This window comes from Sphingomonas sp. (genome assembly GCF_019746015.1).
Lineage (GTDB): Bacteria > Pseudomonadota > Alphaproteobacteria > Sphingomonadales > Sphingomonadaceae > Sphingomonas.
Genome location: NZ_JAIESM010000053.1, coordinates 15,163 through 39,905 on the forward strand (window position 1 = coordinate 15,163; position 24,743 = coordinate 39,905).

The 24,743-nt window shown below is 67.1% G+C and carries 22 protein-coding genes; 11 read left to right on the top strand and 11 right to left on the bottom strand.

All coding sequences use genetic code 11. The annotated features are described in order from the left end of the window. Nucleotides 1-4: 4 nt before the first annotated feature. A complete protein-coding gene (locus K2Y03_RS08030; RefSeq protein ID WP_294089817.1) occupies nucleotides 5-1,996 on the bottom strand; it encodes a lytic transglycosylase domain-containing protein in 1,992 nt (663 codons plus the stop codon). A 98-nt stretch (nucleotides 1,997-2,094) separates the two neighbouring features. Between K2Y03_RS08030 and dapA the strand changes: the two genes are divergently transcribed. From dapA to K2Y03_RS08070, 8 genes are all read left to right on the top strand, one after another. Then, on the top strand, nucleotides 2,095-2,985 hold the full coding sequence (gene dapA, locus K2Y03_RS08035; RefSeq protein ID WP_294089924.1) for a 4-hydroxy-tetrahydrodipicolinate synthase: 891 nt from the start codon (nucleotides 2,095-2,097) through the stop codon (nucleotides 2,983-2,985). 42 nt (nucleotides 2,986-3,027) lie between these two features. Further along, nucleotides 3,028-3,510, top strand: coding sequence for an SsrA-binding protein SmpB (gene smpB, locus K2Y03_RS08040; protein ID WP_294089818.1), 483 nt, complete (start codon nucleotides 3,028-3,030; stop codon nucleotides 3,508-3,510). Between the two features lie 74 nt (nucleotides 3,511-3,584). Then, nucleotides 3,585-5,630 (top strand): M13 family metallopeptidase, encoded by a 2,046-nt coding sequence (locus tag K2Y03_RS08045; RefSeq protein ID WP_294089819.1) that lies wholly within the window; start codon nucleotides 3,585-3,587, stop codon nucleotides 5,628-5,630. A 50-nt stretch (nucleotides 5,631-5,680) separates the two neighbouring features. Beyond that, nucleotides 5,681-7,720, top strand: coding sequence for a M13 family metallopeptidase (locus K2Y03_RS08050; protein ID WP_294089820.1), 2,040 nt, complete (start codon nucleotides 5,681-5,683; stop codon nucleotides 7,718-7,720). A 56-nt stretch (nucleotides 7,721-7,776) separates the two neighbouring features. Further along, the gene (locus K2Y03_RS08055) at nucleotides 7,777-10,173 is read left to right on the top strand and encodes a PAS domain-containing sensor histidine kinase (protein WP_294089821.1); all 2,397 of its coding nucleotides are present in this window, start codon (nucleotides 7,777-7,779) and stop codon (nucleotides 10,171-10,173) included. Next, entirely contained in the window at nucleotides 10,170-10,523 is a 354-nt protein-coding gene (locus K2Y03_RS08060) for a response regulator (RefSeq protein WP_294089822.1), read from the top strand. The genes K2Y03_RS08055 and K2Y03_RS08060 overlap by 4 nt, the downstream gene beginning before the upstream one ends. A gap of 100 nt (nucleotides 10,524-10,623) precedes the next feature. After that, nucleotides 10,624-11,721, top strand: a complete 1,098-nt coding sequence (gene recA / locus K2Y03_RS08065) for a recombinase RecA (protein ID WP_294089823.1) — start codon at nucleotides 10,624-10,626, stop codon at nucleotides 11,719-11,721. A gap of 131 nt (nucleotides 11,722-11,852) precedes the next feature. After that, nucleotides 11,853-12,479, top strand: coding sequence for a glutathione S-transferase (locus K2Y03_RS08070; protein ID WP_294089824.1), 627 nt, complete (start codon nucleotides 11,853-11,855; stop codon nucleotides 12,477-12,479). Nucleotides 12,480-12,581: 102 nt separating this feature from the next. Here K2Y03_RS08070 and K2Y03_RS08075 read toward each other — a convergent pair whose 3' ends face one another. The 3 genes from K2Y03_RS08075 to K2Y03_RS08085 form a co-directional block, all read right to left on the bottom strand. Further along, nucleotides 12,582-12,905 carry a hypothetical protein gene (locus tag K2Y03_RS08075; protein WP_294089825.1) on the bottom strand — a complete coding sequence of 108 codons (324 nt, stop codon included), beginning with the start codon at nucleotides 12,903-12,905 and terminating at the stop codon, nucleotides 12,582-12,584. Nucleotides 12,906-12,915: 10 nt separating this feature from the next. Next, nucleotides 12,916-13,467, bottom strand: a complete 552-nt coding sequence (locus tag K2Y03_RS08080) for a hypothetical protein (protein WP_294089827.1) — start codon at nucleotides 13,465-13,467, stop codon at nucleotides 12,916-12,918. An 82-nt stretch (nucleotides 13,468-13,549) separates the two neighbouring features. Beyond that, nucleotides 13,550-14,818 (bottom strand): dicarboxylate/amino acid:cation symporter, encoded by a 1,269-nt coding sequence (locus K2Y03_RS08085; RefSeq protein WP_294089829.1) that lies wholly within the window; start codon nucleotides 14,816-14,818, stop codon nucleotides 13,550-13,552. 108 nt (nucleotides 14,819-14,926) lie between these two features. On the opposite strand from K2Y03_RS08085, the gene K2Y03_RS08090 reads away from it, so the two are divergent. The 3 genes from K2Y03_RS08090 to alaS all read left to right on the top strand — a co-directional run bounded on the left by K2Y03_RS08090 (nucleotide 14,927) and on the right by alaS (nucleotide 19,447). Next, entirely contained in the window at nucleotides 14,927-16,171 is a 1,245-nt protein-coding gene (locus K2Y03_RS08090; protein ID WP_294089831.1) for a Xaa-Pro peptidase family protein, read from the top strand. Nucleotides 16,172-16,326: 155 nt separating this feature from the next. Further along, nucleotides 16,327-16,740, top strand: coding sequence for a hypothetical protein (locus K2Y03_RS08095; RefSeq protein ID WP_294089834.1), 414 nt, complete (start codon nucleotides 16,327-16,329; stop codon nucleotides 16,738-16,740). Nucleotides 16,741-16,786: 46 nt separating this feature from the next. Next, nucleotides 16,787-19,447 carry an alanine--tRNA ligase gene (alaS, locus tag K2Y03_RS08100; protein ID WP_294089836.1) on the top strand — a complete coding sequence of 887 codons (2,661 nt, stop codon included), beginning with the start codon at nucleotides 16,787-16,789 and terminating at the stop codon, nucleotides 19,445-19,447. Nucleotides 19,448-19,466: 19 nt separating this feature from the next. Here alaS and hemA read toward each other — a convergent pair whose 3' ends face one another. Genes hemA through puhA form a run of 7 tightly spaced genes read right to left on the bottom strand, consistent with a single transcriptional unit; the run spans nucleotide 19,467 to nucleotide 24,731 of the window. Next, complete coding sequence (gene hemA / locus K2Y03_RS08105; RefSeq protein WP_294089837.1) at nucleotides 19,467-20,687, bottom strand: 5-aminolevulinate synthase; 1,221 nt, start codon at nucleotides 20,685-20,687, stop codon at nucleotides 19,467-19,469. A 5-nt stretch (nucleotides 20,688-20,692) separates the two neighbouring features. After that, nucleotides 20,693-21,514, bottom strand: coding sequence for a putative photosynthetic complex assembly protein PuhE (puhE, locus tag K2Y03_RS08110; protein WP_294089839.1), 822 nt, complete (start codon nucleotides 21,512-21,514; stop codon nucleotides 20,693-20,695). Next, complete coding sequence (acsF, locus tag K2Y03_RS08115; RefSeq protein ID WP_294089842.1) at nucleotides 21,511-22,578, bottom strand: magnesium-protoporphyrin IX monomethyl ester (oxidative) cyclase; 1,068 nt, start codon at nucleotides 22,576-22,578, stop codon at nucleotides 21,511-21,513. The genes puhE and acsF overlap by 4 nt, the downstream gene beginning before the upstream one ends. Next, complete coding sequence (locus K2Y03_RS08120; protein ID WP_294089843.1) at nucleotides 22,575-22,871, bottom strand: hypothetical protein; 297 nt, start codon at nucleotides 22,869-22,871, stop codon at nucleotides 22,575-22,577. The genes acsF and K2Y03_RS08120 overlap by 4 nt, the downstream gene beginning before the upstream one ends. After that, entirely contained in the window at nucleotides 22,868-23,344 is a 477-nt protein-coding gene (puhC, locus tag K2Y03_RS08125) for a photosynthetic complex assembly protein PuhC (protein WP_294089845.1), read from the bottom strand. The genes K2Y03_RS08120 and puhC overlap by 4 nt, the downstream gene beginning before the upstream one ends. Then, nucleotides 23,341-23,964 carry a photosynthetic complex putative assembly protein PuhB gene (gene puhB, locus K2Y03_RS08130; protein WP_294089847.1) on the bottom strand — a complete coding sequence of 208 codons (624 nt, stop codon included), beginning with the start codon at nucleotides 23,962-23,964 and terminating at the stop codon, nucleotides 23,341-23,343. Before puhB ends, puhC begins: the two co-directional genes overlap by 4 nt. After that, a complete protein-coding gene (puhA, locus tag K2Y03_RS08135) occupies nucleotides 23,961-24,731 on the bottom strand; it encodes a photosynthetic reaction center subunit H (RefSeq protein WP_294089849.1) in 771 nt (256 codons plus the stop codon). Before puhA ends, puhB begins: the two co-directional genes overlap by 4 nt. Between the last annotated feature and the right edge of the window lie 12 nt (nucleotides 24,732-24,743).

The following is a 24,743-nucleotide window of genomic DNA, read 5'->3' on the forward strand; positions in this document are numbered from 1 at the left end:
AAAGTCAGTCCGGCCGACGGCCCAGATACCAGCTCAGCCGCGCCTTGCCCTGCGAGCGGGCGCGCTGCGGATTGATCAGGTCATAGACCACGGCATTTTCCAGCACGCGCTGCACATAGTTGCGCGTTTCGGAAAACGGGATCGCCTCGATCCAGTCGATCATGTCGATCTGGCCGGTGCGGGGGTCGCCATTGGCGGCGAGCCATTTGTTCACATTGCCGCCGCCGGCATTATAGGCGGCGACGGCGAGCGGATAGCTGCCATATTGGTTGAACAGCAGGTCGAAATAGGCCGAGCCGAGCTGGATGTTATAGTCGGTATCGGTGGTCAGCGCGTCGCCGCTATAGGCCAGCCCCAGTCTGCCGGAAATCTGGCGCGCGGTGGCGGGCATCAGCTGCATCAGCCCGCGCGCACCGGCGCGGCTGACGGCGGCACGGTCAAACTGGCTTTCCTGCCGGGCAATGGCGTGGATCATCGTCCACCGGTCGGCCTGCCCCTCCGGCACGCGCACGCTGGGATAGCCGGTTGCGGCATAGTCAGCCAGGCCGTTCTGCAGCGCGCTGCGCCCCACCATCACGCCCAGATCGGGCCGGCTGAGCGTGCGCGACAATTCGGTCGCCAGCACATGATCGGCATCGCTCTTCGCGTCGAGCGCGATCTGGCGGACAAAGGCGGTCTGGTCCTGATACGCGCCGACTGTGCCGAGATAACGCGCCACCGCCACTGTTTCGCGGGCGTAGAAGGCGTCGCGCGTGGCCGGATCGACCGGGCGCGCCGCAGCATCCGGCGGGGGTGCCATGGCGCGGCCCAGCTTTTCGGTCGCCAACTGGCCATAGAATTGCCCGCCAAAGCGCGCGGCCTGGTCGAAATAGCTGCCGGCCTGGTCGGCGCGCCCGGCGGCCAGCGCGGCGCGGCCCGCCCAGTAGAGGCCCTTGGCGCGGCTCTGCGGAGAGACGGTTGCGCGCGCATAACGCTCGAACAGGCCCATCGCGTCGCCCGGGCGGCCCAGCGTCTGCAGCGCGGTGCGGCCGGCCAGCCAGACGAGATTGGTGTATTCGTCGCGCTCGCCATAGGGGCGCTGTGACACGTCGGTGCCGGGCGCATAGGCATCATCGACCTGCCGCGCGATGTCGAACGCCGTCTGATATTGCGCATCGGCCGCCGCTGCCCGGGCATTGGCATAGAGCAGTTCAAACCAGCTTTCGGCGTCGGCCGGGCGGGTGGTGAAGGCGTGCGACTGGGCCAGCAGGCTGCGCGCCTCCACCCAGCGGGTGTTGTTCTTCAGCCAGGCGGCGCGATCGGCGAGAAAGCCGGGATCGCCGGCAAAGCGCGCCGCCGCGGCCGTCGCCAGATCGCCCGCGCCGGGGGCATTGGTGCGTAGCGCCAGACGGATCTCGAACCCCTCGCGCCGCTCGGCCGAGACCAGCGGCAACTGGCGCTGGGCCGAGCTGGTCGCGCCCGCCCACAGCAGCGCCTCCATCCGGGCGTCATGGTCAGCCGGGGAGAGCGCGCCGGCAAAGCTTGCGAGCAACGCTGCTTCGTCGCTGGGGGGCAGGGTACCCTGGCGCCAGGCGGCGCGCGCGGCGGCGTTCGCGTCGCCAGTCACGCCGGTGGCCAGCAGCGCCTGCGCATAACGCAGCTGGCCGGTGCCGGTCAGCGGCGGAAAGCGGCGGAAGAAAGAGACGGCCGCGCCCGGTGACCAGCTGCTGGTGTCGAGCGCGCGTTCGGCGGCGCGGCGCCGCCCGGCCTCGCCCGGCCAGCCGGGGTGCGCGAGCAGGAAGCGGGCATAGGTATCGAAAGAATAGCTGTCCGACTGTTGCAGCTGTTTCCATTCGGCGATCGCGGCCGACATCGCGTTGATCTTCGCGGGATCGGCCGGCATCGCCTTCATCTGCTGGCGGACATCGCCCAGCTGGTCCTGCGCGGCGCCGGTCGTCAGCACCGCGCCCAGCGCGCCGGTAATCAACAGAACCGCTTTGTACAAACTGGCGATCATGTGGACAGGATAAGCGATTCCGCTCTATCTGTCGCGCTGCATTATCACTCTGTCGCCACCATCTGGCGCAAATTTCTGTCTCCATGAGGGAAGCCAGCATGTTTTCCGGATCGATCCCCGCCCTGGTGACGCCGTTCGACGCCGATGGCCGCTTCGTGGAGGCCGCCTATCGTGATCTGATCGAGTGGCAGATCGCGGAGGGATCGTCGGCGCTGGTGCCCTGCGGCACGACCGGCGAGGCAGCGACACTGGCCGCAGATGAGCATTTCGCCATCGTGCGCGTGTGCGTGGAGCAGGCGGCGGGCCGCGTGCCGGTGATCGCGGGGGCGGGATCGAACGACACCCGGGTGGCGATCACCAATATTCAGGCGGCAAAGGCGGCTGGCGCGGACGCCGCGCTGATGGTGCCGCCTTATTATAACCGCCCGTCGCAGGAAGGCATTTTCCAGCATTTCCGCGCCGTTGCCGAAAGCTGTGACCTGCCGGTGATGCTCTATAACGTGCCCGGCCGCACGGTGACCGATATCGCGGTGGAGACGATGGCGCGGCTCGTGGCGGCCTACCCGCAGAGCTTCGTCGCGCTGAAGGATGCAACCGGCGCGCTGCAGCGGGTGACGCAGCAGCGGCTGGCCTGTGGCGCGGGTTTCATCCAGCTGTCCGGCAATGACGAAACCGCGCTCGCCTTCAATGCGACGGGCGGGGTGGGGTGCATCTCGGTCAGCGCCAATGTCGCGCCGCGGCTGTGCGCCGATTTTCAGGCGGCGTGCGCGGCGGGCGATTATGTGGGCGCGCGCGCGCTGCACGACCGGCTGTTCCCGCTGCATCTGGCGATGTTCACCGATGCGTCTCCCGGCCCGGTGAAATATGCGCTGAGCAAGGTTCGCCCTGATTTCCCCACCGGCCTGCGCCTGCCGATGACCTGGCCAGGTGCGGCGAGCCAGGCGGCGGTGGATGCGGCACTGGCGGTGGCGCTGGCGGGCGCTGGCTGACGCTTTTCTTTGTGGCGCCCAGCGCCTACATGCCGCACCCTTATGTCGCGCCCCAAGCCTGCCACCTTCGACAAGAAGAAGATCGTCGCCGAGAACCGGCGCGCGCGCTTCGATTATGCGATCGAGACGGTGTATGAGGCGGGCATCGCGCTGACCGGCACCGAGGTGAAGTCGCTGCGCTTCGGTGAAGGCTCGATCAGCGAAAGCTATGCCGAGGTCAGCGACGGGCAGGTGTGGCTGGTCAATTCGAACATCCCCGAATTCAGCCATGGCAACCGCTTCAACCACGAGCCCAAGCGCGCGCGCAAGCTGCTGCTGCACGAGCGCGAGATCAACAAGCTGCACGGTGCCGTCGCGCGCGAGGGGATGACGCTGGTGCCGCTTGCCATTTATTTCAACGGGCGCGGGCGGGCCAAGGTGGAGCTGGCGCTCGCCAAGGGGCGCAAGGCGCACGACAAGCGCGAGCATATCAAGGAGCGCGAGTGGAAGCGTGACGCCGCCCGCATCCTGCGCGAGCGAGGCTGACGCGCAATCCGGGTTTGACGGCGCGTGTCGTTTGGATAGAACACGCTCACTCCGTCAGCCTTTAAGGATGTTCCATGCGCAACTCGATTTTTGTTTCCGCATTGCTGGCCGGCGCCGCGCTGGCCGGGGTGGCCATCGCCAAGGACGCTGCCCGTCCCGCCGCCCCCGCTGCCGGCAAGCCGGAGATCGGCAGCTTCGGCTTTGACGAGGCCGGCATGGACCGCACCGTCGCCGCCGGCGACAATTTCGCGCAGTTCGCCGGCGGCACCTGGGCGAAGACCACCGAAATCCCGCTCGACCGGTCGAGCTTCGGCATGTTCCATGTGCTGCAGGAGCGTTCGCTGGCGCAGACTCGCACCATCCTTGACGAAGCGACCAAGCAGCGCGGCAGCAAGATCGGCGATTTCTATGCCAGCTATCTCGACCAGGCCGCGATCGATGCCAAGGGCGCGACGCCGCTTGCCCCGTGGTTTGCGCAGATCAAGGGCGCGGGCGACCGCGACGCGCTGGCCGTCGTGCTGGCCGGGTTGCAGCGCCAGGGCGTGAACGGCCTGATCGGCGTCTATGTCGGCCAGGATGACAAGCAGCCCGACCGCTACATCACCAACATCACCCAGAGCGGCCTGGGCCTGCCCGACCGCGATTATTATCTGAAGGACGATGCCAAGCTCGCCAAGGTGCGCGAGGCCTATCTCGCCAATTCGGCGCAGATGCTCAACCTGATCGGCGAGGGCGCCAATGCCCAGGCGCGGGTGCAGGCGGTGTTCGAGTTCGAGAAGAAGCTGGCCGCCGTCCACTGGACACGGATCGAATCGCGCGATTCGGACAAGACCTATAACAAATGGACCGCTGCCGACTTCGCCGCCAAGGCGCCCGGCATGCCGTGGGAAAAGCTGCGCGCGGCGCTGGGCGTGGCCGGCGAGCAGGAATTCATCGTTGCCCAGCCCAGCGCGATTACCGGTGAAGCCAAGGTGTTCAGCGAAACCCCGGTCGAGGTGCTGCGCGACTATGCCATGCTGCGGTCGGTGCGCAGCTTTGCCGCCTATCTCGCCAAGCCGATCGATGACGCGAATTTCGACTTTTACGGCAAGGTGCTGACCGGCCAGCCGCAGCAGCGCGACCGCTGGAAGCGCGCGGTGAACGTGGTTTCCGCGGCAATGGGCGAGGAAATCGGCAAGGTTTATGTCGCGCGCTATTTCCCGCCGGCCACGAAGAAGGCGGCCGATGCGCTGGTGCAGAATGTCATCGCCGCGATGGGCGAACGCATCCGCAACCTGAGCTGGATGACGCCCGAGACCAAGCAGAAGGCGCTGGCCAAGCTCGCGTCGTTCACGCCCAAGATCGGCTATCCCAGCCAGTGGCGCGATTATTCGACGCTCAGCATCGTGCGCGGCGATCTGGTCGGCAATGTCGCCAGGGCCAATGCGTTCGAATATGACCGGGGCCTCGCCAAGCTGGGCAAGCCGATCGACCGCGGCGAATGGTTCATGACGCCGATGACGATCAACGCCTATGCCAATCCGGTGCTGAACGAGATCGTCTTCCCCGCCGCGATCCTGCAGCCGCCCTTCTTTGATGCCAAGGCGGACCCGGCCGTGAATTATGGCGGCATCGGTGCGGTGATCGGGCACGAGATCAGCCACCATTTCGACGACCAGGGCCGCAAATATGACCAGACCGGCAAGCTGACCGACTGGTGGACCGCAGCGGACGTCGCCGCGTTCGACAAGCTGACCGGGCAATTGGTGAAGCAATATGATGCTTATGAGCCGCTGCCCGGCCAGCATGTGCAGGGCGCGCTGACGCTGGGCGAGAATATTGCCGACCTTGCCGGGCTTTCGGTGGCGCTGGATGCCTATCACCGCTCGCTGGGTGGCAAGCCGGCGCCGGTGATCGGCGGCTATACTGGCGACCAGCGCTTCTACCTGGGCTGGGCGCAGGTGTGGCGCAGCAAATATCGCGAAGCGGCACTGCGCCAGCAGCTGCTGACCGACCCGCATTCGCCTGGCGAGCAGCGCACCGCCGTCGTCCGCAATCTGGACGCATGGTACGGTGCGTTCGGCGCGCAGCCGGGGCAGAAGCTGTATCTGGCCGATGGGGACCGGGTGCGCATCTGGTAACTGCGCCGCCGAAAATAAATCCAAAAACAAAATGATATGGGGGGATTTCGATGCGTGATGTGAAGACTTTGCTGGCCGCCGGCGTGGCGCTTGCGGGAATTGCCGGGAGCATCGCGCTGGCGGCGCCGGCCAAGCGCGCCGGCCCGGCGGCAAAGGCGAGCATCGGCCGCTTCGGCTTTGACGAAAGCGGCATGGACCGCGCCGCGAAGCCCGGCGACAATTTTGGCGATTTCGCCAATGGCGGCTGGACCAAGCGCACCGAAATCCCCGCCGACAAGCCCAGCTTCGGCGCGTTCGACACGCTGCAGGACCTGTCGCAGAAGCGCACGCGCGGCCTGCTGGAGGCGGCCGCCAAACAGCCGGGGTCGAAGATCGGCGCGGCCTATGCCGCCTATCTCGATGTCGCGCGCATCAATGCCGCCGGGCTTGCCCCCATTCAGCCGTGGCTGGCCAAGATCAAGGGGCTGACCGCCAAGGCCGATTATGTCGCGCTGGCGGCGGCGGCCGATCGCAACGGCGTGGGCGTGCCCTTTGCGGTGGGTGTCTCCACCGACGCGAAGGACCCGAACAACTATGTCGTGGCAATGCGGCAGGCCGGGCTCGGCATGCCCAACCGCGATTATTATTTGAGCAACGACACCAAGCTCACCGCGCTGCGCGGCGCGTATGAGGCGCATATCGCGCGCATGTTCACGCTGGCGGGCGAGGACAATGCCGCCGCCCGCGCCAAGGCCGTGGTCGCCTTCGAAACCCAGATCGCGCAGGCGCACTGGGACAATGTGCAGAGCCGCGACGCCGACAAGACCTATAACAAGATGACTGTCGCTGAATTGCAGGCGATGGCGCCGGGTTTTGACTTTGCCGCCTATCTGAACGGGGTCGGCCTCAATCCGCAGAATCTGGTGGTGGGCCAGCCAAGCGCGGTGGCGGGCATCGCCAGGCTGATCGACGCGGCGCCACTGGAGGTGCTCAAGGACCAGCTGCTGATCCGCTCGCTCGACGAGTTCGCCGCCGTCCTGCCGAGCGCGTTCGATCAGGAGAATTTCGCCTTTTTCGGTACCGCGCTGCGCGGCACGCCGCAACAGGCCGAACGCTGGAAGCGCGCGGTCAACTGGACCTCGGGCGCGATTACCGACGAAGTCTCCAAAATCTATGTCGCGCGCTATTTCCCGCCGGCGACCAAGGCAGCGGTCGACCAGCTGGTGAAGAATATTCTGGCGGCGATGGACCGGCGCATCGACCGGCTCGACTGGATGACGCCCGAAACCAAGGCGAAGACGCACGCCAAGCTTGCCGCCTTCACCCCGCGCATCGGCTATCCCAGCAAGTGGCGCGATTATTCGGCGCTGGTCATCAAGCCGGGCGACGCGTTCGGCAATGCGCTGCGCGCCAACCAATGGGCGCATGAGTATAACATCGCCAAGCTCGGCAAGCCCGTTTATCGCTGGGAATGGGGGCTGGCCCCGATGACGGTGAATGCACAGGCCAACCCGACCCTCGTTGCCATCACCTTCCCGGCCGCCATCCTGCAGCCGCCCTTTTTCGACCCCAAGGCCGATCCGGCCGTGAATTACGGCGCGATCGGCGCGGTGATCGGCCACGAGATCAGCCACCATTTCGACGATCAGGGATCGAAGTTCGACGCGCAGGGGCGGCTGGCGACCTGGTGGACGCCGCAGGACGTGGCCGCCTTCAAGGCGCGCACCGCCAGGCTGGTCGCGCAATATGATGCCTACGAGCCGCTGCCCGGCTTTCATGTGAAGGGCGCGCTGACGCTGGGCGAGAACACCGCCGATCTGGCCGGGCTGGCGGCCGCCTATGACGCCTATCACCTGTCGCTCAAAGGGCGGCCGGCGCCGGTGATCGACGGCTTTACCGGCGACCAGCGCTTCTATCTGGCCTTTGCGCAGGTATGGCGGCGGCGGCACCGCGAGGGCGATCTGCGCAACCGGCTGCTCACCGATCCGCACGCGCCGGCCGAACAGCGCATCTGGACGCTGCGCAACATCGACGCCTGGTATGCGGCATTCGGCGCAAAGCCCGGCGAGACGCTGTATCTGGCGCCGCAGGACCGGGTGCGCATCTGGTAAGCTGAACCGCCCGTTGCCGGCTTGACGCGCCGCGCCGCCGCGCCATGACTAGCTTTATGGCCAGTCGCTCACCCCCCATCGCCGCTGCCGACCGCAGCGGTGCGGCGTTCATCGCGCTTGTCGCCTGCGCGGTGGCGGGGGGGCTGGTGCTGTGGGCGGTCGCCGATCTGCGGCTGGCGGCGGGCTTTCTGGCGGCGGGCGTGCTGGCGGTGGCCGCGGTGATGCTGGTGCGCCGGATGGCGCCTGCCGCCAGCGCGCCCGAGGCGGATGTAGACTGGTCGATCGCCCGGGCGCTGGCTGATGCGGCGGTGGAAGCGGTGGCAATCACCGACCATGGCGGCAAGCTGGTCTGCGCCAACCGCGCCTATGAGGAGGCGTTTGCCGGGCTGCCGACCCCGCCCAACCTGCCCTGCGCGGTGGGCGGTGTGGAGGCGCTGGCCGCCGCCGGCCGCGCGGCGTGGCGCGATGGTGCGGCGCAGGTGCCGGCGCTGTCGCTGGCCGAAGGCAGCGTGGACGTAACCGTTACCCGCGCGGGCGCAGCGCAGAATCTGCTGATCTGGCGATTCGGGAGGCCGGGGGCGCTGGGTGCCGGCCAGCCGCTGGAGGCGGCGCTGGCCGATACGCTCGGCAACCGGCTGACCACGGCCGGCATCATGGCGGCGATCGTGGCGCCCGATGGCCGGGTGCTGAGCGCCAATCGCGGCTTGCGGTTGCGCGCCGGCGGGCATGAGGAAGCGGTGCTTGCCGGCCGCGACTTTGCCGCACTGTTCCATACCGGCGCGGACGGTGCACTCCGCTTCGCGCGCGAAGGCGTGGGCGGCACGCCGCTGCGGCTGGTGCCGGTGCCGCATCTGGAGGGTGACGGCGCGCCGCTGCTGGTCGCGCTGCTCGACGAGGCGGCACCCGCGCCGGCGCTCAACCCCGGCGGGGCAGAGGCTGCGCGCGCGCTGGTCGCGCTGATGCCGTTCGGCGTTGCGCTGATCGACCGCGAAGGGCGGCTGCTGCACTTCAACGAGGCGTTCGGCCGCGTTGCCGGTGCCGATCCGGCCGCGCCCCCGCTTTACCCCGGCGATCTGGTGGTGCGCGAGGACAAGACCGCGATTGCCGACGCGGTGCGCCGCTTCACGGGCGGTGCGGCGCAGGCGGCCGAGATTGCCGTGCGCCTCTCCGCCCGCCCCGACGAGCCGGTCGCGCTCAGCATCACCGGCGCGCGCGGGCTGGGCGAGGCGGCGGTGCTGATCGCGGTGAAGGACAGCGGCGAGGAAAGCCGGCTGAAGCGCGAGGTAGCGCAGGCCACCAAGATGCAGGCGGTGGGCCAGCTCGCCGGGGGCGTGGCGCATGATTTCAACAACATCCTGACCGCCATTCTGGGCCATTGCGACCTGATGCTGATGCGCCACGCGCCCGGTGACAGTGATTATGACGATATCCAGCAGATCCGCGCCAATTCGAACCGCGCCGCCAGCCTGACCCGCCAGCTGCTCGCTTTCTCCCGCCAGCAGACGCTGCGCCCGCAGGTGCTGCAGCTGCCCGACGTGATTTCCGAAGTGTCCAACCTGCTCAAGCGCCTGCTGGGCGAGACGGTGATGCTGGAGGTGAAGCACGGCCGCAATCTGGGCCCGGTGCGCGCCGATCCGGGGCAGCTGGAGCAGGTGGTGATGAACCTGGCCGTCAACGCGCGCGACGCGATGGTGGCGAAGAGCCCGCGCGGCGGCGGCACACTGACCATCCAGACGCTGTCGGTAACTGCCGCCGATGTGCGGCGGATGGAGTCCGAAATCCTGCCGGTTGCCGATTATACGGCGCTGCGCGTCAGCGACACCGGCACCGGCATTCCGCCCGATATACTGCCCAAGATTTTCGAGCCGTTCTTCACCACCAAGGAAGTGGGCAAGGGAACGGGGCTGGGGCTCTCCACCGTCTATGGCATCGTCAAACAGTCGGGCGGCTATATCTTTGCCGATTCAAAGCCGGGGCAGGGGGCAGAGTTCACCATCTATCTGCCCGTCCACCGCGCCGGCGCGCCGGGCCGCGCGGCGCCTAAGCCGAAACGCGCCGAGCCCGCACCCAGCTGGGGCAGCGGCACCATCTTGCTGGTGGAGGATGAGGACATGGTCCGCGCCGTTGCCGAGCGTGCGCTGTCGCGCCAGGGCTATGGCGTGCGCACCGCCGAACATGGTGAGGCGGCGCTCGAACTGCTGGCGCAGATGGAGCGGCCGGACCTGTTGATTACCGATGTGGTGATGCCGACCATGGACGGGCCCACCATGGTGCGGCAGGTGCGCAACCGTTATCCCGACCTGCCGATTTTGTTCATGTCGGGCTATGCTGAGGAACAATTGCGCAAGTCGATCGATCTGGACAATGTGTCCTTCCTTCCCAAACCCTTTTCGGTGCAGCAATTGACCGAGGCGGCGCAGGCCGCGCTCGCGGCACAAGTGACGACGAAATGACCGGGCCGCGCCGCATTCTGGTGGTGGAGGATGAGCCGCTGATCGTGCTGCTGCTGGGCGACGTGCTCGACAGCATCGGCAAGACCATGGTCGGCCCGGCCGACAGCGTGGCCGAGGGGCTGGCGCTGGTCGCGGCGGGCGGCATTGATGCGGCGATCCTCGACCTGCGGCTGCGCGGCGGCGAAACGAGCATTGCCGTAGCGCAGGCGCTGGAGGAGGCGGGCATCCCCTTCGTCTTCGCCAGTGGCGGCGGCATCGAAAATGTCGCGCCCGACTATGCCGAATACCCGATGCTGGGCAAACCCTTCACCATCGACGCGGTTGCCGAGGCGCTCGACGCACTCGTCTGAGCAAACTCAAGTTCCCATCTTGTTCTCACGGAACAAATGCGATACGAAGCGAGTCGTTGAAGTGCGGCAAGCTTCGGTATAGCGATCGAGGGAGACGGCCATGACGGCAAAGCTGAAGGTGATCGAGAACGAGATGGCAACGACCGACAAGATGGCCGGCGACCGGCAGAAAGCGCTGGAGGCAGCACTCGCGCAGATCGATCGCGCGTTCGGTAAGGGCTCCGCGATGCGGCTGGGCGACAAGGCGACGATGCAGGTCGAGACGATCTCGACCGGCTCGCTCGGCCTCGACATCGCGCTGGGCGTGGGCGGCCTGCCGCGCGGCCGCGTGATCGAGATTTACGGCCCCGAAAGCTCGGGCAAGACCACGCTCGCGCTGCATGTGATCGCCGAAGCCCAGCGCAGCGGCGGCACGGCGGCCTTTGTCGATGCCGAACATGCGCTCGACCCGGTTTATGCCAAGAAGCTCGGGGTCGATATCGACCAGCTGATCGTGTCGCAGCCCGACACCGGCGAGCAGGCGCTCGAAATCACCGACACGCTGGTGCGCTCAAACGCGATCGACGTGCTGGTGGTCGACTCGGTCGCCGCGCTGGTACCGCGCGCGGAAATCGAGGGCGAAATGGGCGACAGCCATGTCGGCCTTCAGGCCCGGCTGATGTCGCAATCCCTGCGCAAGCTGACCGGGTCGATCAGCCGCTCGCGCTGCATGGTGATCTTCATCAACCAGCTGCGCCAGAAGATCGGCGTGATGTATGGCAACCCGGAAACCACGACGGGCGGCAATGCGCTGAAATTCTATGCCAGCGTCCGCCTCGACATCCGGCGCACCGGCCAGATCAAGGACCGCGACGACATTATCGGCAACACCACCCGCGTGAAAGTGGTGAAGAACAAGGTGTCGCCGCCGTTCAAGCAGGTCGAGTTCGACATCATGTATGGCCAGGGCATTTCCAAGATCGGCGAGATTCTCGATCTGGGCGTGAAGGCCGGGCTGGTCGAGAAATCCGGCGCGTGGTTCTCCTATGACAGCATTCGCATCGGCCAGGGCCGCGAGAATGCGAAAACCTATCTGCTCGAAAATCCCGAGCTGGCGGCAAAGCTCGAAAAGGCGATCCGCGCGAGCATGGACCGGGTCGCCGAGGAAATGATGGTCGGCCCCGATGCCGAGGATGAGGACGCCGACGCCGCGCTGTGAGGCGGCTCGGCGTCGCTGGGGTGACCCATGCTGTTCCGGTGAAAGCATGTCGGGCGGCCGGTGCCGCTCGACATCGCCCGGCCAAGCGATAGGATGGCGGCTGAACGGCCCATTAGCAGCAGCGAGACATCATGGTCATTGTCCATCATCTTGAAAATTCCCGGTCCCAGCGCGTGCTATGGATGCTGGAGGAACTGGCGCTGCCCTATGAAATCCGCCGCTATGAGCGGAACAAGGCCACGATGTTGGCACCGCCGGAGCTGCGCAAGGTTCATCCGCTCGGCAAGTCGCCGGTGATCGAGGATGAGGGCTGCGTCGTCGCGGAGACCGGCGCGATCGTCGAGTATCTGGTGGACAAGGCCGATGGCCGGCTCGGCCCGCCCGCGCACCGGGCTGCGGTGCTGCGCTATCGCTATTTCCTGCATTATGCCGAAGGGTCGGTGATGCCGCCGCTGCTGGTGAAGCTGGTGCTCAGCCGCGTGCCGCTGTTCGGCAAGTCCGCGCAGAAGCGTATCCAGCCGATGATCGACACGCATCTCGATTTCATCGAGGCGGAACTTGCCAGCCGGCCCTGGTTTGCCGGCGACGAGATGACAGCCGCCGACATCATGATGAGCTTCCCGCTGGAGGCCGCGCACAGCCGCGCGGGGCTCGATAATGGCGCGCGCCCGGCGACGCTGGCATGGCTCGCGCGCATCCATGCTCGCCCCGCCTATCGCACCGCGCTCGAAAAGGGCGGGCCCTATGCCTATGCCTGAGGAGGCGCCGCACGGCTGACGCATGTCGCGTCGGCCTCGCGGTCAGCTGCGGCAATCTTGACCTCGGCGCCGAGTGCCGCAGCAATCACGATGCCCACGCACTTACACCAGCGCGAAGCCGACCGCGCCGTTGATGACGCCGCGCACCGCCGCCAGGATCGCATTGATCGCGCGTTCCACCGCCAGCATCGTCAGGCTGGTCATTGCGACGATCACGCTGATCGCGGCGTCGCACTGCATTTTGAACAGCAGCTTCTTCTCGGCCTTGCTCCAGGGGCTGTCAGGGTCGGCCAGCGCCTCGATCTGGACGGCGATCTTCTTCAGCTCGGGAATCGCGAACCCCTGAATCTGACCCCAGATGTCGCTGGCGGCGGTGCGGCCGGCGTCCACCATCTGGCCGACGAGCCCGTCGAGATCGATGCCCATTGCCCTTCTCCTATCGCGCGCGTTTGGCGATCTCGACGGTGATTGCCGCGCGCAACTGGGCGCCAACGCCGCCGGTCAGAAACTGGTCACGCGCTTCCGGCGGCAGCCCGCGCGCCCCGCGCAGCTCGTGGATCTTGCGCATCGTCTGAAAGCCGGTGCCGATCAGCCGCATCAGCACCACCTGGCAATCGTCGCGCGGCAGGCTGCCGATCGCGCCGCGCACTTCGGCCGGGATCTGCGCATTGTCCAGTGCGCGGGTGATGATCGCGGGCGACGGGCAGTCCTTCAGCACCCGGTGCGCCTCGGCGCGCACCACCAGCGCGGCAACGCGGGCATCGGCGCTATCGTAAAAACTGCGATTCGCGTCATAGCTTCCAACCGGCGTGCCCGCGCTTTCGATCATCCGCTCGACGAAGGCGCTGGTGTCGCCATAGAGCGTGGTCAGCCCGGCATCGATCTGCTCGTCATAAGCGGGCACCAGGCGGATGGAAGCACAACTCGCCAGCAATGCGGCTGCGAGCAGCAACATCGTCGCGCGGCAGAGAGACAGAAGCCAGGCCATCGCATCGCCTCCTGCCCGGTATCATGCGCTTGCCGGCCGCCGGCGTCCACCGGCATGCCGCGCCGTTCGTCGCATCGCGGCTTTAGGCTGGCCTTGGTGCTTCCTCGCCCGGCGTTTCCAGCGTGCCCTCCCATTTGGCGATGATCGCGGTGGCAACCGCATTGCCCACCACGTTCGTTGCAGAGCGCCCCATATCGAGGAAATGGTCAACCGCCAGGATCAGCAGCAGCCCGGCCTCGGGAATCTTGAACAGCGGCAGTGTGGCCGCCACCACCACAAGGCTGGCGCGCGGCACGCCGGCAATGCCCTTCGACGTCACCATCAGCACCAGCAGCATGGTGATCTGGGCGCTGAGCGACAGATGGATGCCATAGGCCTGCGCCACGAACAGCGAGGCAAAGGTCATGTACATCATCGACCCGTCGAGATTGAACGAATAGCCGAGTGGCAGCATGAAGCTGGCGATCTTGGGCGGCACGCCGAACTTCTCCAGCGCTTCCAGCGTGCGCGGATAGGCGGCCTCCGACGATGCGGTCGAAAAGGCCAGGATCAGCGGATCGCGCACCACCCGCACCAGCGGCACGATGCGGCTGCCCAGAAACACAAAGCCGATGCCGGCCAGCAGCGCCCACAGGATGATCAGCGCCAGATAGAAGCTGAGCATGAAATAGCCCAGGTCGCCAATCACTTCCGGCCCGCGTTCGGCCAGGCTGTTGGCAACGGCGGCAAACACCGCGACGGGCGCGAACAGCATCACATAATTGGTGATCCGCAGCATCACCGCCGCCAGCGCTTCGGCCGCATCGACCAGCGGCTGCGCCTGCTTGCCGATGGCGGTGATGGCGACGCCGGCAAAGATCGAAAAGACGACGATCTGGATGATCTCGTTCTTCGCCATCGCGTCGATGATCGAGGAGGGCACGACGTGGGTGATGAAGTCCTTCAGGTTGAAGGCCGCCTTGTCGATGCCGCTCGCCTCGGCTGCCGCCGGCAAAGCGAGGCCCAGCCCGACGCCGGGCTGCAGCACATGCACCAGCACCATGCCAAGCGTCAGCGACAGCAGGCTGGCGCACACGAACCAGCCCAGCGCGCGCAGGCCGATGCGCCCCAGCGCGCTGGTATCGCCCATATGGGCGATGCCGACGACGAGAGTGGAGAGCACCAGCGGCGCGATGATCATCTTGATCAGCCGCAGGAACAGCGTGGTGATGATCGGAAAAACCTGTGCCACCCCTTTCAGCGTTTCCGCGGTCGCCGGATCGGCCGCTAGGATCGCCGCATGCAGTGCCCAGCCGGTCACCAGGCCAAGCCCCAGACCGATCATGATGTAGAAAGTCAGCTTGCGGCCCATCGCGCCTTGTTTTCCTTTGTTTGCCGGCGGCCAGTCCAAGGGGATTGCCGCGCCCGGGTCAAGCACCCTATCGCTTGGCGCGCGACAGCAGCTACGAAAGGGGCAGAAATGAAGATGCACCGCCGCGCCGTGATTGCCGGGGCGCTCACGCTTCCGCTGTGGCATGCGGTGGTGCGCGCCGCCGAGCCGGATCTGGCGACGCTGGCGCCGATGACGGGTGACGTGGTGCCGATCACCCCGGCCGAGCGCGCGGGCCGGATCGCACGCGCGCAGGCGCTGATGCGCGCGGCCGGCATCGGCGCGGTGCTGATCGAACCCGGGGCGAGCCTGATCTACTTCACCGGCGTCGAATGGAGCCGTAGCGAGCGGATCACCGCCGCCGTGCTGCCGGTGGAGGGCGAGCCGCTGGTGGTGACGCCATTCTTTGAAGAACCCTCCGTCCGTCAGACGCTGGCGGTGCCCGCTGAGGTGCGGGTGTGGCAGGAGGATGAAAGCCCGCTGAAGCTGATCGCCGACTGGCTGAAGGAGCGCCGGCTGAAGGGCAAGCTGGCGATCGAGGAAACCGCGCGCTTCTTTGCGGCGGATGGCGTCGCGCGGCTGGTGCCCGATATGCCGGTGGTCTCCGCCAATCCGGTGGTGCGCGGCTGCCGGATGATCAAGAGCGCGGCCGAGATCGCGCTGATGCAGAAGGCCGCCGACATCACCATGGCGGCCTATCGCTGGACGCATCCGCGCATCGAGCCGGGCATGACGCCGGCGCAGATCGGCGCGCTGATGAATGCCGCGACCGCGAAACTGGGCGGCCGCCCGGGCTTTGCGCTGGTGCTGATCGGCGAGGCAGCCGCCTATCCGCATGGCAGCCGCGCGCCGCAGCGGGTAGCGCCGGGCGAGATCGTGCTGATGGACTGTGGCTGCACCGTGGAGGGCTATCAGTCCGACATTTCGCGCACCTTCGTCTTCGGTGCCGCGAGCGCCGAGCAGCGCCGCGTGTGGAACCAGGTGCGCGACGGCCAGCACATCGCGATGCGCGCGGCCCAACCCGGCGCGGCGGCGGGCAGCGTGGATGATGCGGTGCGCCGCGCCTATCAGGATTGGGGCTATGGCCCTGGCTATCGCCTGCCGGGCCTCTCGCACCGCACCGGCCATGGCATCGGGCTGGACGGGCATGAACCGGTCAATCTGGTCCATGGCGAGGCAACGCCGCTTGCCCCCGGCATGTGTTTTTCGAACGAACCCGGGCTTTACCTGCCGGGCAAGTTCGGCGTGCGGCTGGAAGATTGCTTCTACATGACGGCGGCTGGCCCCCGCTGGTTCAGCACGCCGCCCGCGACGCTCGACAGCCCGATCGGCTGAGTCGCGGCCGGTATAATTACCGCCATCCCGATTAAGCGCTTGGCACGAAACGATACATTATTGTTGAACGGCAATAGAGGCGGGGCATAACGGTCAGCACTGTGGATGAAGCTAACGCAAAGCGGTCGACGCCGGCATCGAGGCAGCCGCAGGCCGTGGCCCGCGCGCAGTCGTTGCTGGTCGATCTGACCCAGAGCCACCAATGGATGCGCGAGGCGATCGAAATGGTCGAGCTGGCGCTAAGTGAATCGAGCCCTGCGCTCGATCTTACCATACGCAATCGCTGGCAGTTGAGCCGGATCGAGCGCAAACGCCGCGCGATCGTTGACGCAGTGATCGAGGCGCTGCCGCCTGACCCGGCGGGAGCGGTCGACGCGCTTGCCCAGCAGCGCCGCGATACCGAGGCCTATCTGCGTGACTATGTCTGGAAATGGTCGCCCGAAGCGATGCAGGCTGACTGGGCGGGATATCGCGCCGCCTTTGCTGACAAGCGCGCGCGGCTGGCGGCAATGACCGACCAGGAGCAGCAAGTGCTGGTGCCGCTACTGATGGAACAGGGAGCGCAGTGAGCGCTTTTGCTTGAGCGCGGCGGCGACGCGCCCTAGATCAGCGCGCATGACCTCGACCAACGACATTCGCCGCTCGTTCCTGGGCTATTTCGAAAGCCAGGGCCATGCCCGCGTCGCCTCCGCCCCGCTGGTGCCGCACAACGACCCGACGCTGATGTTCGTCAACGCCGGCATGGTGCCGTTCAAGAACGTGTTCACCGGCCTGGAAACGCGGCCCTATGTGACGGCGGCCAGCGCGCAGAAATGCGTGCGCGCGGGCGGCAAACACAACGACCTGGACAATGTGGGTTATACCGCGCGGCACCACACTTTCTTTGAAATGCTGGGCAATTTTTCGTTCGGCGATTATTTCAAGGAACGCGCGATCAGCCTGGCGTGGAACCTCGTCACCCGCGAATGGGGCATCGACCCCAACCGGCTGACGGTAACGGTCTATCACACCGACGACGAAGCCTTCGACCTGTGGCGCCGGATTGCCGGCCTGCCCGAGGCGCGTATCATCCGCATCCCGACCAGCGACAATTTCTGGTCGATGGGCGATACCGGCCCATGCGGGCCGTGCTCGGAAATCTTCTATGACCATGGCGACCATATTCCCGGCGGCCCGCCCGGCAGCCCGGATGAGGATGGCGACCGTTTCGTTGAAATCTGGAACCTGGTGTTCATGCAGTTTGAGCAGGCGGCCGGGGGCGTACGCACCCCGCTGCCCAGCCCCTCGATCGATACCGGCATGGGGATCGAGCGCGTGGCCGCCGTGCTGCAGGGCGTGCACGACAATTATGATACCGACACGTTCAAGGCGCTGATCGCCGCCTCCACCGCGCTCACTGCGACGCCCGCCGATGGTGCGGCGCGCGCCAGCCACCGGGTGATTGCCGACCATCTGCGCTCCACCTCTATGCTGGTGGCGGATGGCGTGCTGCCGGCGAATGAAGGGCGCGGCTATGTGCTGCGGCGGATCATGCGGCGGGCAATGCGCCACGCCCATCTGCTGGGCGCGAAGGACCCGCTGATGCACCGGCTGGTGCCGGCGCTGGTCGCCGAAATGGGCGCTGCCTATCCCGAACTGGTGCGCGCGCAGCCGCTGATCGAGGCGACGCTGGAGCAGGAGGAAACCCGCTTCCGCCAGACGCTGGACAAGGGGCTGAAGCTGCTCGACGAGGCGACCGCGACGCTGGCGGCCGGCGGCACGCTGCCCGGGGCGACCGCGTTCAAGCTCTACGACACCTATGGCTTTCCCTATGACCTGACCGAGGATGCGCTGCGCGCGCAGGGTTTTGCCGTGGACCGCGCCGGGTTCGACGCCGCGATGGCCGAGCAGAAGCGCGCCGCGCGGGCCGCATGGAAAGGGTCGGGCGAAAAGGCGTCGGACGATGTGTGGTTCGACATTGCCGAGGAGTTCGGCGGCACCGAATTCACCGGCTATACCGCCGATGCGGGCGAGGGGCAGGTGGTTGCCCTCGTCAAGGGCGGTGCGCGCGTCGATGCGGCAGCGGCCGGCGATACGGTGGCGATCCTAACCAACCAGACGCCCTTTTATGCCGAAAGCGGCGGCCAGATGGGCGATGCCGGCCGGATCGGCGGCGATGCGGGCCTTGCCGCGCGGGTTGACGATACCGCCAAGGCACTCGGCCGGTTGCACGTCCATCATGCTGTGGTCGAGGCGGGCGGCGTGAAGCTGGGTGACACGGTGCATCTGGCGATCGACACCGCGCGCCGCGCGCAGGTGCGGGCCAACCATTCGGCGACGCACCTGCTGCATGCCGCCCTGCGGACCCGGCTGGGCACCCATGTGACGCAGAAAGGGAGCCTCGTCGCGCCCGACCGGCTGCGCTTCGACTTTTCGCATCCCAAGCCGGTGGCGCCCGAGGAAATCGCGCTCATTGAGGCAGACGTCAATCGCCAGATCCGGGGCAATGCGGCGGTTTCCACCCGGCTGATGACGCCCGACGACGCGATTGCCGCCGGCGCGATGGCGCTGTTCGGCGAGAAATATGGCGATGAGGTGCGCGTGCTGAGCATGGGGCATGAGGATGACCATGCCTATTCGGTGGAACTGTGCGGCGGCACGCATGTGGGCGCGCTGGGCGATATCGCGCTGTTCAAGATCATTGCCGAGGGCGCGGTTTCGAGCGGCATCCGGCGGATCGAGGCGCTGACCGGAGAGGCGGCGCGGCTGTGGCTTGCCGATCGCGACGAGCGGCTGCGCGAGGCGGCCGGCGTACTGCGCGCAGCACCCGATGAGGTGCCCGCCCGCGTTGCCGCGCTGGTGGAGGAGCGCCGCCGGCTGGAGCGCGAGCTGGCCGAGGCGAAAAAGGCGCTGGCGCTGGGCGGCGGCGCGGGCGCGGCGCCCGCCGGGCCGGATCAGGTGGCGGGCATCGCCTTTCTGGGCCAGGTGGTCGACGGGCTGGACCCCAAGGGCCTGCGCGGTGCGGTGGATGAGATGAAGGCGCGGCTGGGATCGGGCATCGCCATGATCGTGGCGGTCAATGACGGCCGCGCCTCGGTCGCGGTCGGCGTGACCGACGATCTGACGGCCGCGCACAACGCGGTGACCCTGCTCAAGGCAGCGGTCGCAGCGCTCGGCGGCCAGGGCGGCGGTGGCCGGCCCGACATGGCGCAGGGCGGCGGGCCGGACGGGGCAAAGGGCGCCGAAGCGATTGCCGCCGTCAAGGCAGTGCTCGCCGGCGAGACGGTCGGGGCCTGACGGCCCCGGCCCGCCAAGGTCAAGCCGCCATCGATCCCCGGGCGAGTTCGCACATCGACCAGATTTCGCTGAGCGCCGTCACCAACCGGTCGATATCGGCGTCGGAATGGACGGGCGAGGGGGTGATGCGCAGCCGCTCCGTCCCCACCGGCACCGTGGGGTAGTTGATCGGCTGCACATAGATGCCGTGATGGTCGAGCAGCCAGTCGCTGATCATCTTGCACTTCTTGGCATCGCCAACCATCACCGGGATGATGTGGCTGGGGTTCTCCAGCGTCGGAATGCCGATCGCGTGCAGCCGCCGCCGCACCGTTGCCACGCGCTCCTGATGGCGGGCGCGTTCCATCTGGCTGGTCTTCAGATGGCGGATGCTGGCGGTGGCGCCGGCCGCGAGCGCGGGCGGCAGCGCGGTGGTGAAGATGAACCCGCTGGCAAAGCTGCGCACGAAATCGACGAGCGCCGCCGACCCGGTAATGTAACCGCCCATCACGCCGAACGCCTTGCCCAGCGTGCCCTCGATCACGTCGATCCGGTCCATCAGGCCGCGCGCCTCGGCCACGCCGCCGCCGCGCGGGCCGTAGAGGCCGACCGCGTGCACCTCGTCGATGTATGACAGCGCGCCGTGCTTCTCGCACACCTCGATGATTTCCTCGATCGGGGCGATGTCGCCGTCCATCGAGTAAACGCTTTCGAACGCGACCAGTTTGGCCCGGCCCGGCGCGATCGCCGCCAGCCGCCGGTCCAGATCCTCTGGGTCGTTATGGGCGAAGCGCTGGCATTCGGCGCGGCTGTGGCGAATGCCCTCGATCATCGAGGCATGGTTCAGCGCGTCGGACAGCACCACGCAATCGGGCAGCCTGGCCGCGAGCGTGGAGAGCGCCGCCCAGTTGGAGACATAGCCGCTGGTGAACAGCAGCGCCGCTTCCTTCTGGTGCAGGTCGGCAAGCTCGCGCTCCAGCTCGACATGCGCGTGGCAGGTGCCGGAGATGTTGCGCGTGCCGCCGGCCCCGGCGCCGCACTGGTCGATCACGTCGTGCATCGCAGTCGTCACCACCGGGTGCTGGCCCATGCCGAGATAGTCGTTGGAGCACCACACGGTGACTTCGCCGACCCCGTCGCCCCGATAATGCGCAGCCTGGGGAAAGGCGCCCGCCTTGCGTTCCAGCTCGGCAAAGATGCGATAGCGGCCATCGGCCTTCAGTGCATCCAGCTGGTCGGCAAAATATGCATCGTAGTTCATCGAGCTCACCTTTCGCTCTTCGGGGCGGTCTTCGCCGCGGGGGATGGGGCAGGAATCGCCTGAGGTGTTACGCGGCGCGGATCGCCCGCCCACAGCCACAGCGCGGCATCGCGAAGCGGCAGGACGAGCAACAGATGTTCGACCACGCCGAGGAAGGCGAGGCCGGCGAGCATCATCGCAGCGGCAGCGGTGCCGGGGGTCGCCGCGGTCGCCGCGGCATTCCACGCCAGCCAGGTGACCGCGCCGCCGCCCAGGATCGACAGCGGGAACAGCCAGTTGCACCGCGCCTTGCGGAAATAGCTTTTCAGATAGTCGAGATGGGGCGGAAACACCTCGTCCGACAGGCTCGGCACGCCCAGGAACAGGTTCAGCTTGGCCGAGAGCCGCAGCACGAACAGCAGCGCAAAGGCGAGCGGCCCGGCCTGATTGGCCGCACCCCAGCACAAGGCGAACAGCGCCAGCGCGGTCGCGGCCAGCGCGATTTCATGGTGGATCACCGTCTCGCTCGCCGCGCGGAACCGCGTCCAGCCGGAAAGCCCGGGCGGGCAGGGGGTGCGGCGCGGGCCGGCGACAAAGCCCATCAGGAACCCCATTTCATGCCAGCCCCACAGCGCGATCGCGCCGGCAAAGCTGGCATAGGCCGCCGCCGTGCTGCCGTCGCCGCGCAGCGCGACGATCGCCACCAGCGCCGCCAGCGCGACCAGCCCGGCCAGGCGGAAACTGGTCGCAAAGGTCGCGCGCGGCCGACTGTCGAGCCACACGATTGCCGCCGTGCCGAAGAACCAGCAGGCCAGCGCGAACAGCAGCGGCGGGACCGCGATGCTCACCATGCGGGTTGCAGACGAACGGTTGCGGGAAGCGCATTGCTTTCGGACGGCACGAACATCAGCCGCAGGAAGCTGACCCCGGCCGCCACTGCCAGCGCGTTCTTCTTCGCCCAGCCGATCACGCCGCCCTGCGCCTTGGCCGCGTCCATCGCCTCGCAAATGCGCCGCAGCCGCTCCATCCCGCGCCGGAAGGCGGGGTTGTCGATATCCAGCGTCAGCGGGAAGACCTGCCGGCTAATCTGCGAGCAGGTGTTGAACACGCGATAGTCATAATCGGTCGGTGCCATGCCGAGTGCGGCGTGGAAGGACGGCCGGTTGTGGTCGCGCACATACATGGTCGCATAGACCGAGAGCAGGAAGAACTTGATCCACAGCCGGTTATGGCCCTTCAGCAGCTCGGGCTGGTTGCGCATCAGCAGCGCGAACGCCTCGCCATGGCGGAACTCGTCATTGCACCATTCCTCGAACCATTCGAAGATCGGGTGGAAGCGCAGCTCCGGGTGGCGCGCCAGATGGCGATAGATGGTGATGTAGCGCGAATACCCTATCTTTTCAGACAGATAGACCGCGTAGAAGATGAATTTCGGCTGGAAATAAGTGTATTTCTTGGTCTTGGTGAGGAAGGCTAGGTTCACGCCGATCCCGGCATCTTTCAGCGTGTCGTTGATGAAGCCGGCATGGCGGCTTTCGTCGCGGCTCATCAGCCTGAACAGCTGCTTGATGTCCGGGTTCTTCACCCGCTTGGCGATTTCGGCATAGAGGATGCAGCCGGAAAATTCGGCCGTCATCGAACTCACCAGAAAGTCGACAAACTCGGCGCGCAGATTGTCGGGCAGGCTTTCAATGACGCCGTCGAACTTCTCGGTGCGGCGGAAGTGGCGCTTGTTCGGGTCGGCTTCCATTTCGGCGATCAGCGCGTCCCATTCGCGGCGCACGCTCGACACGTCGATCCGGTCCAGCGCGTCGAAATCGGTGGTGTAGAAGCGCGGCGTCAGCATCGTGTCCTGCTGCGCAACCTTCAGCGCGTCTTCGCCGGTTTCGATAACGGGTGCCGTGGTGCTCATGCAATCCTCCCGGGCGTAAAGCTGACTTCGTACAATTCACTCATTTCGAAATGGGCGGTGAACTTGGTCCACAGCCGCTCGATCAGGCCGGCGCGTTCGACCACGGCCATCCGCTCGATGACCGCGCGCTGGCCGAAGCGGACGGTGATCGGCTCACCCTGCACGCAGACCCGGTCGCCGGCAGTAATCGGCACATTGCCGGCCAGCTCGACATGGGCGTGGCATGCAGTGTCGCTATTGTCGATCTCGATCCGGCACGGCGTTTCGAACCGGGTGCGGCGCAGCAAGGTCATTTGTTCTCCTGCCTGTTCAGCAAGTTGATGAAGGCATCGCGGTTGGTGACGCCAAAGGCGCCCAGCTCCACCGTGCGGCCGGTGGCGCTGTCGGTCAGCGTCAGCTGCCCGTCCTGCCACAGCGACAGCGTGAAGGGCTGGTCGCCGCCCAGGCCGCGCAGCCGCCGGTCGCGGGCAAAGCCGCGCAGTACGCCGCGGATGAAGCCGCTATTCGTGCCGGGGGCGATCGTCTGCGCAATCGCACCGGTGCTGCGGTCGGCAATCACCACCGCGCCATCGGCGCGATCAACGAAGGTCAGGCTGCGCTGGCTGACGAGCCCGGCATGATCGGCTTCGCGCACGGCCGCCGGTTGGGCGGCGGGCGGCAGGCCGATCAGCCGGGCGATGCTGGTCGCCGTCAGCGCGGTAATGACCAGCGCCGCCGAGATGATCAGCGCGCCCCGGGGCAGCTGTTCGGCGTGGCTGTGGCTCATGCCGCCACCGCCTGTCCGCCGACCAGCACCGGCCCCGCCGTCGCGCCGGCGGGCACCACGCCGCCGCCCTGCGCCGCCTGGATCGTCCGCGCGATAAGGGCGCCGGCCCGCTCAACCTCGGGCAGTGCGCGCAGCATCGGCTGCGGCGTCGCATAGTGCCACGCACGGGCATGCGGCCAGAGCGCGGCATAGCCCAGCCGCTGGCGCCCGGTGAGCTTCACGATCAGGTCACCAGTGCCCCGCGCGCGGCGGCGCAGATCGACCGAGCCAATCGCGCCGAGCGGCAGGTTGATGCACTTGGGCAGCGCCATGCCGATGCGCAGCACAATCCGCTTGTTGGTCAGCGTGTAATAGGTCGTGCGCGCGCAGACCCAGGCCAGCAGATACAGGATCCCGACCCCTGCCACTCCCGCGGTCGCCGTCATCAGCGCGCCCTGCGCGGTGCCGGCAATCGCCGCCCACAGCGTCAGCACCGCGAAGTAGACGGCGACGGCGCCGGTGTGGAACGCGGTGCGCGCCAGCACCTGCCAGTCGGGGCGCCCCTGCCACAGGATGCGCTCCCCTGGCGGCAGCAGCCCCGGCAGGCCGGGGATCGGCTCATTCTCATACTCAGTGATCATATCAGCGGCTCCGCCCGTTCCGGTGTCGCGTAGAGGAAGCCGCCGCCATAATAGGCCTGGACGCGTTCTTCCTCGTACAGCGTGATGACGCCGCTGCCCTCGATCGCGGGGACATTGGCGAATTGGGCCGCCGTGACCGCGGTCACCGTCACCTGGCTGCGCGACCGACTGATGCTGGCCATGAACATCGGCGTCAGCACGCGGCGACCGCCATCAATCTCCACCTCCAGATAGCGGATCAGCCGGTCGGCCTTGTCGATCCACAGGTCGGTCACCACGCCGGCCTTGCGGCCGTCTGCGGCGACCACGGCATAGCCGCGCGGGTCGGCATCGCGCCGCTCGACGGTGAAGTCGCCGGCGGTGCTGATCGGCACGATGCGCGGATGGCCTTCCCAGTCGACGTCAGGCCGCTTGGCACGCTGAGCATAGGCAGCCGGGCCGATGCCATCGACCAGCGGATCCCCGGTCGGCACCAGGCCAGAGCCCGGCGATGCATCCCAGCGCCGCGCGGCGATGGCCACCGGTTCGCGGTCCTTGGTCGGTGTGGTCACGGTGCCATGGCCGAAGGGCAGCTTGAAGCTCTTGGGCGGCGCCATCAGGAACGCCGAGCCATAGCTTTCGGGCGCGCCAGACACATTGTCTTCCAGCGGATAGCCTTCGCGCCGGTCCTCGCGGCGCAGATAGATGATCAACCCAAGGAAGAAGAGGAAAAAGGCGTCGAGCACCAACAGTGCGACGTCGATGTGTTGGGTGAGCTGCAAGTTCATAACCCTATCCTT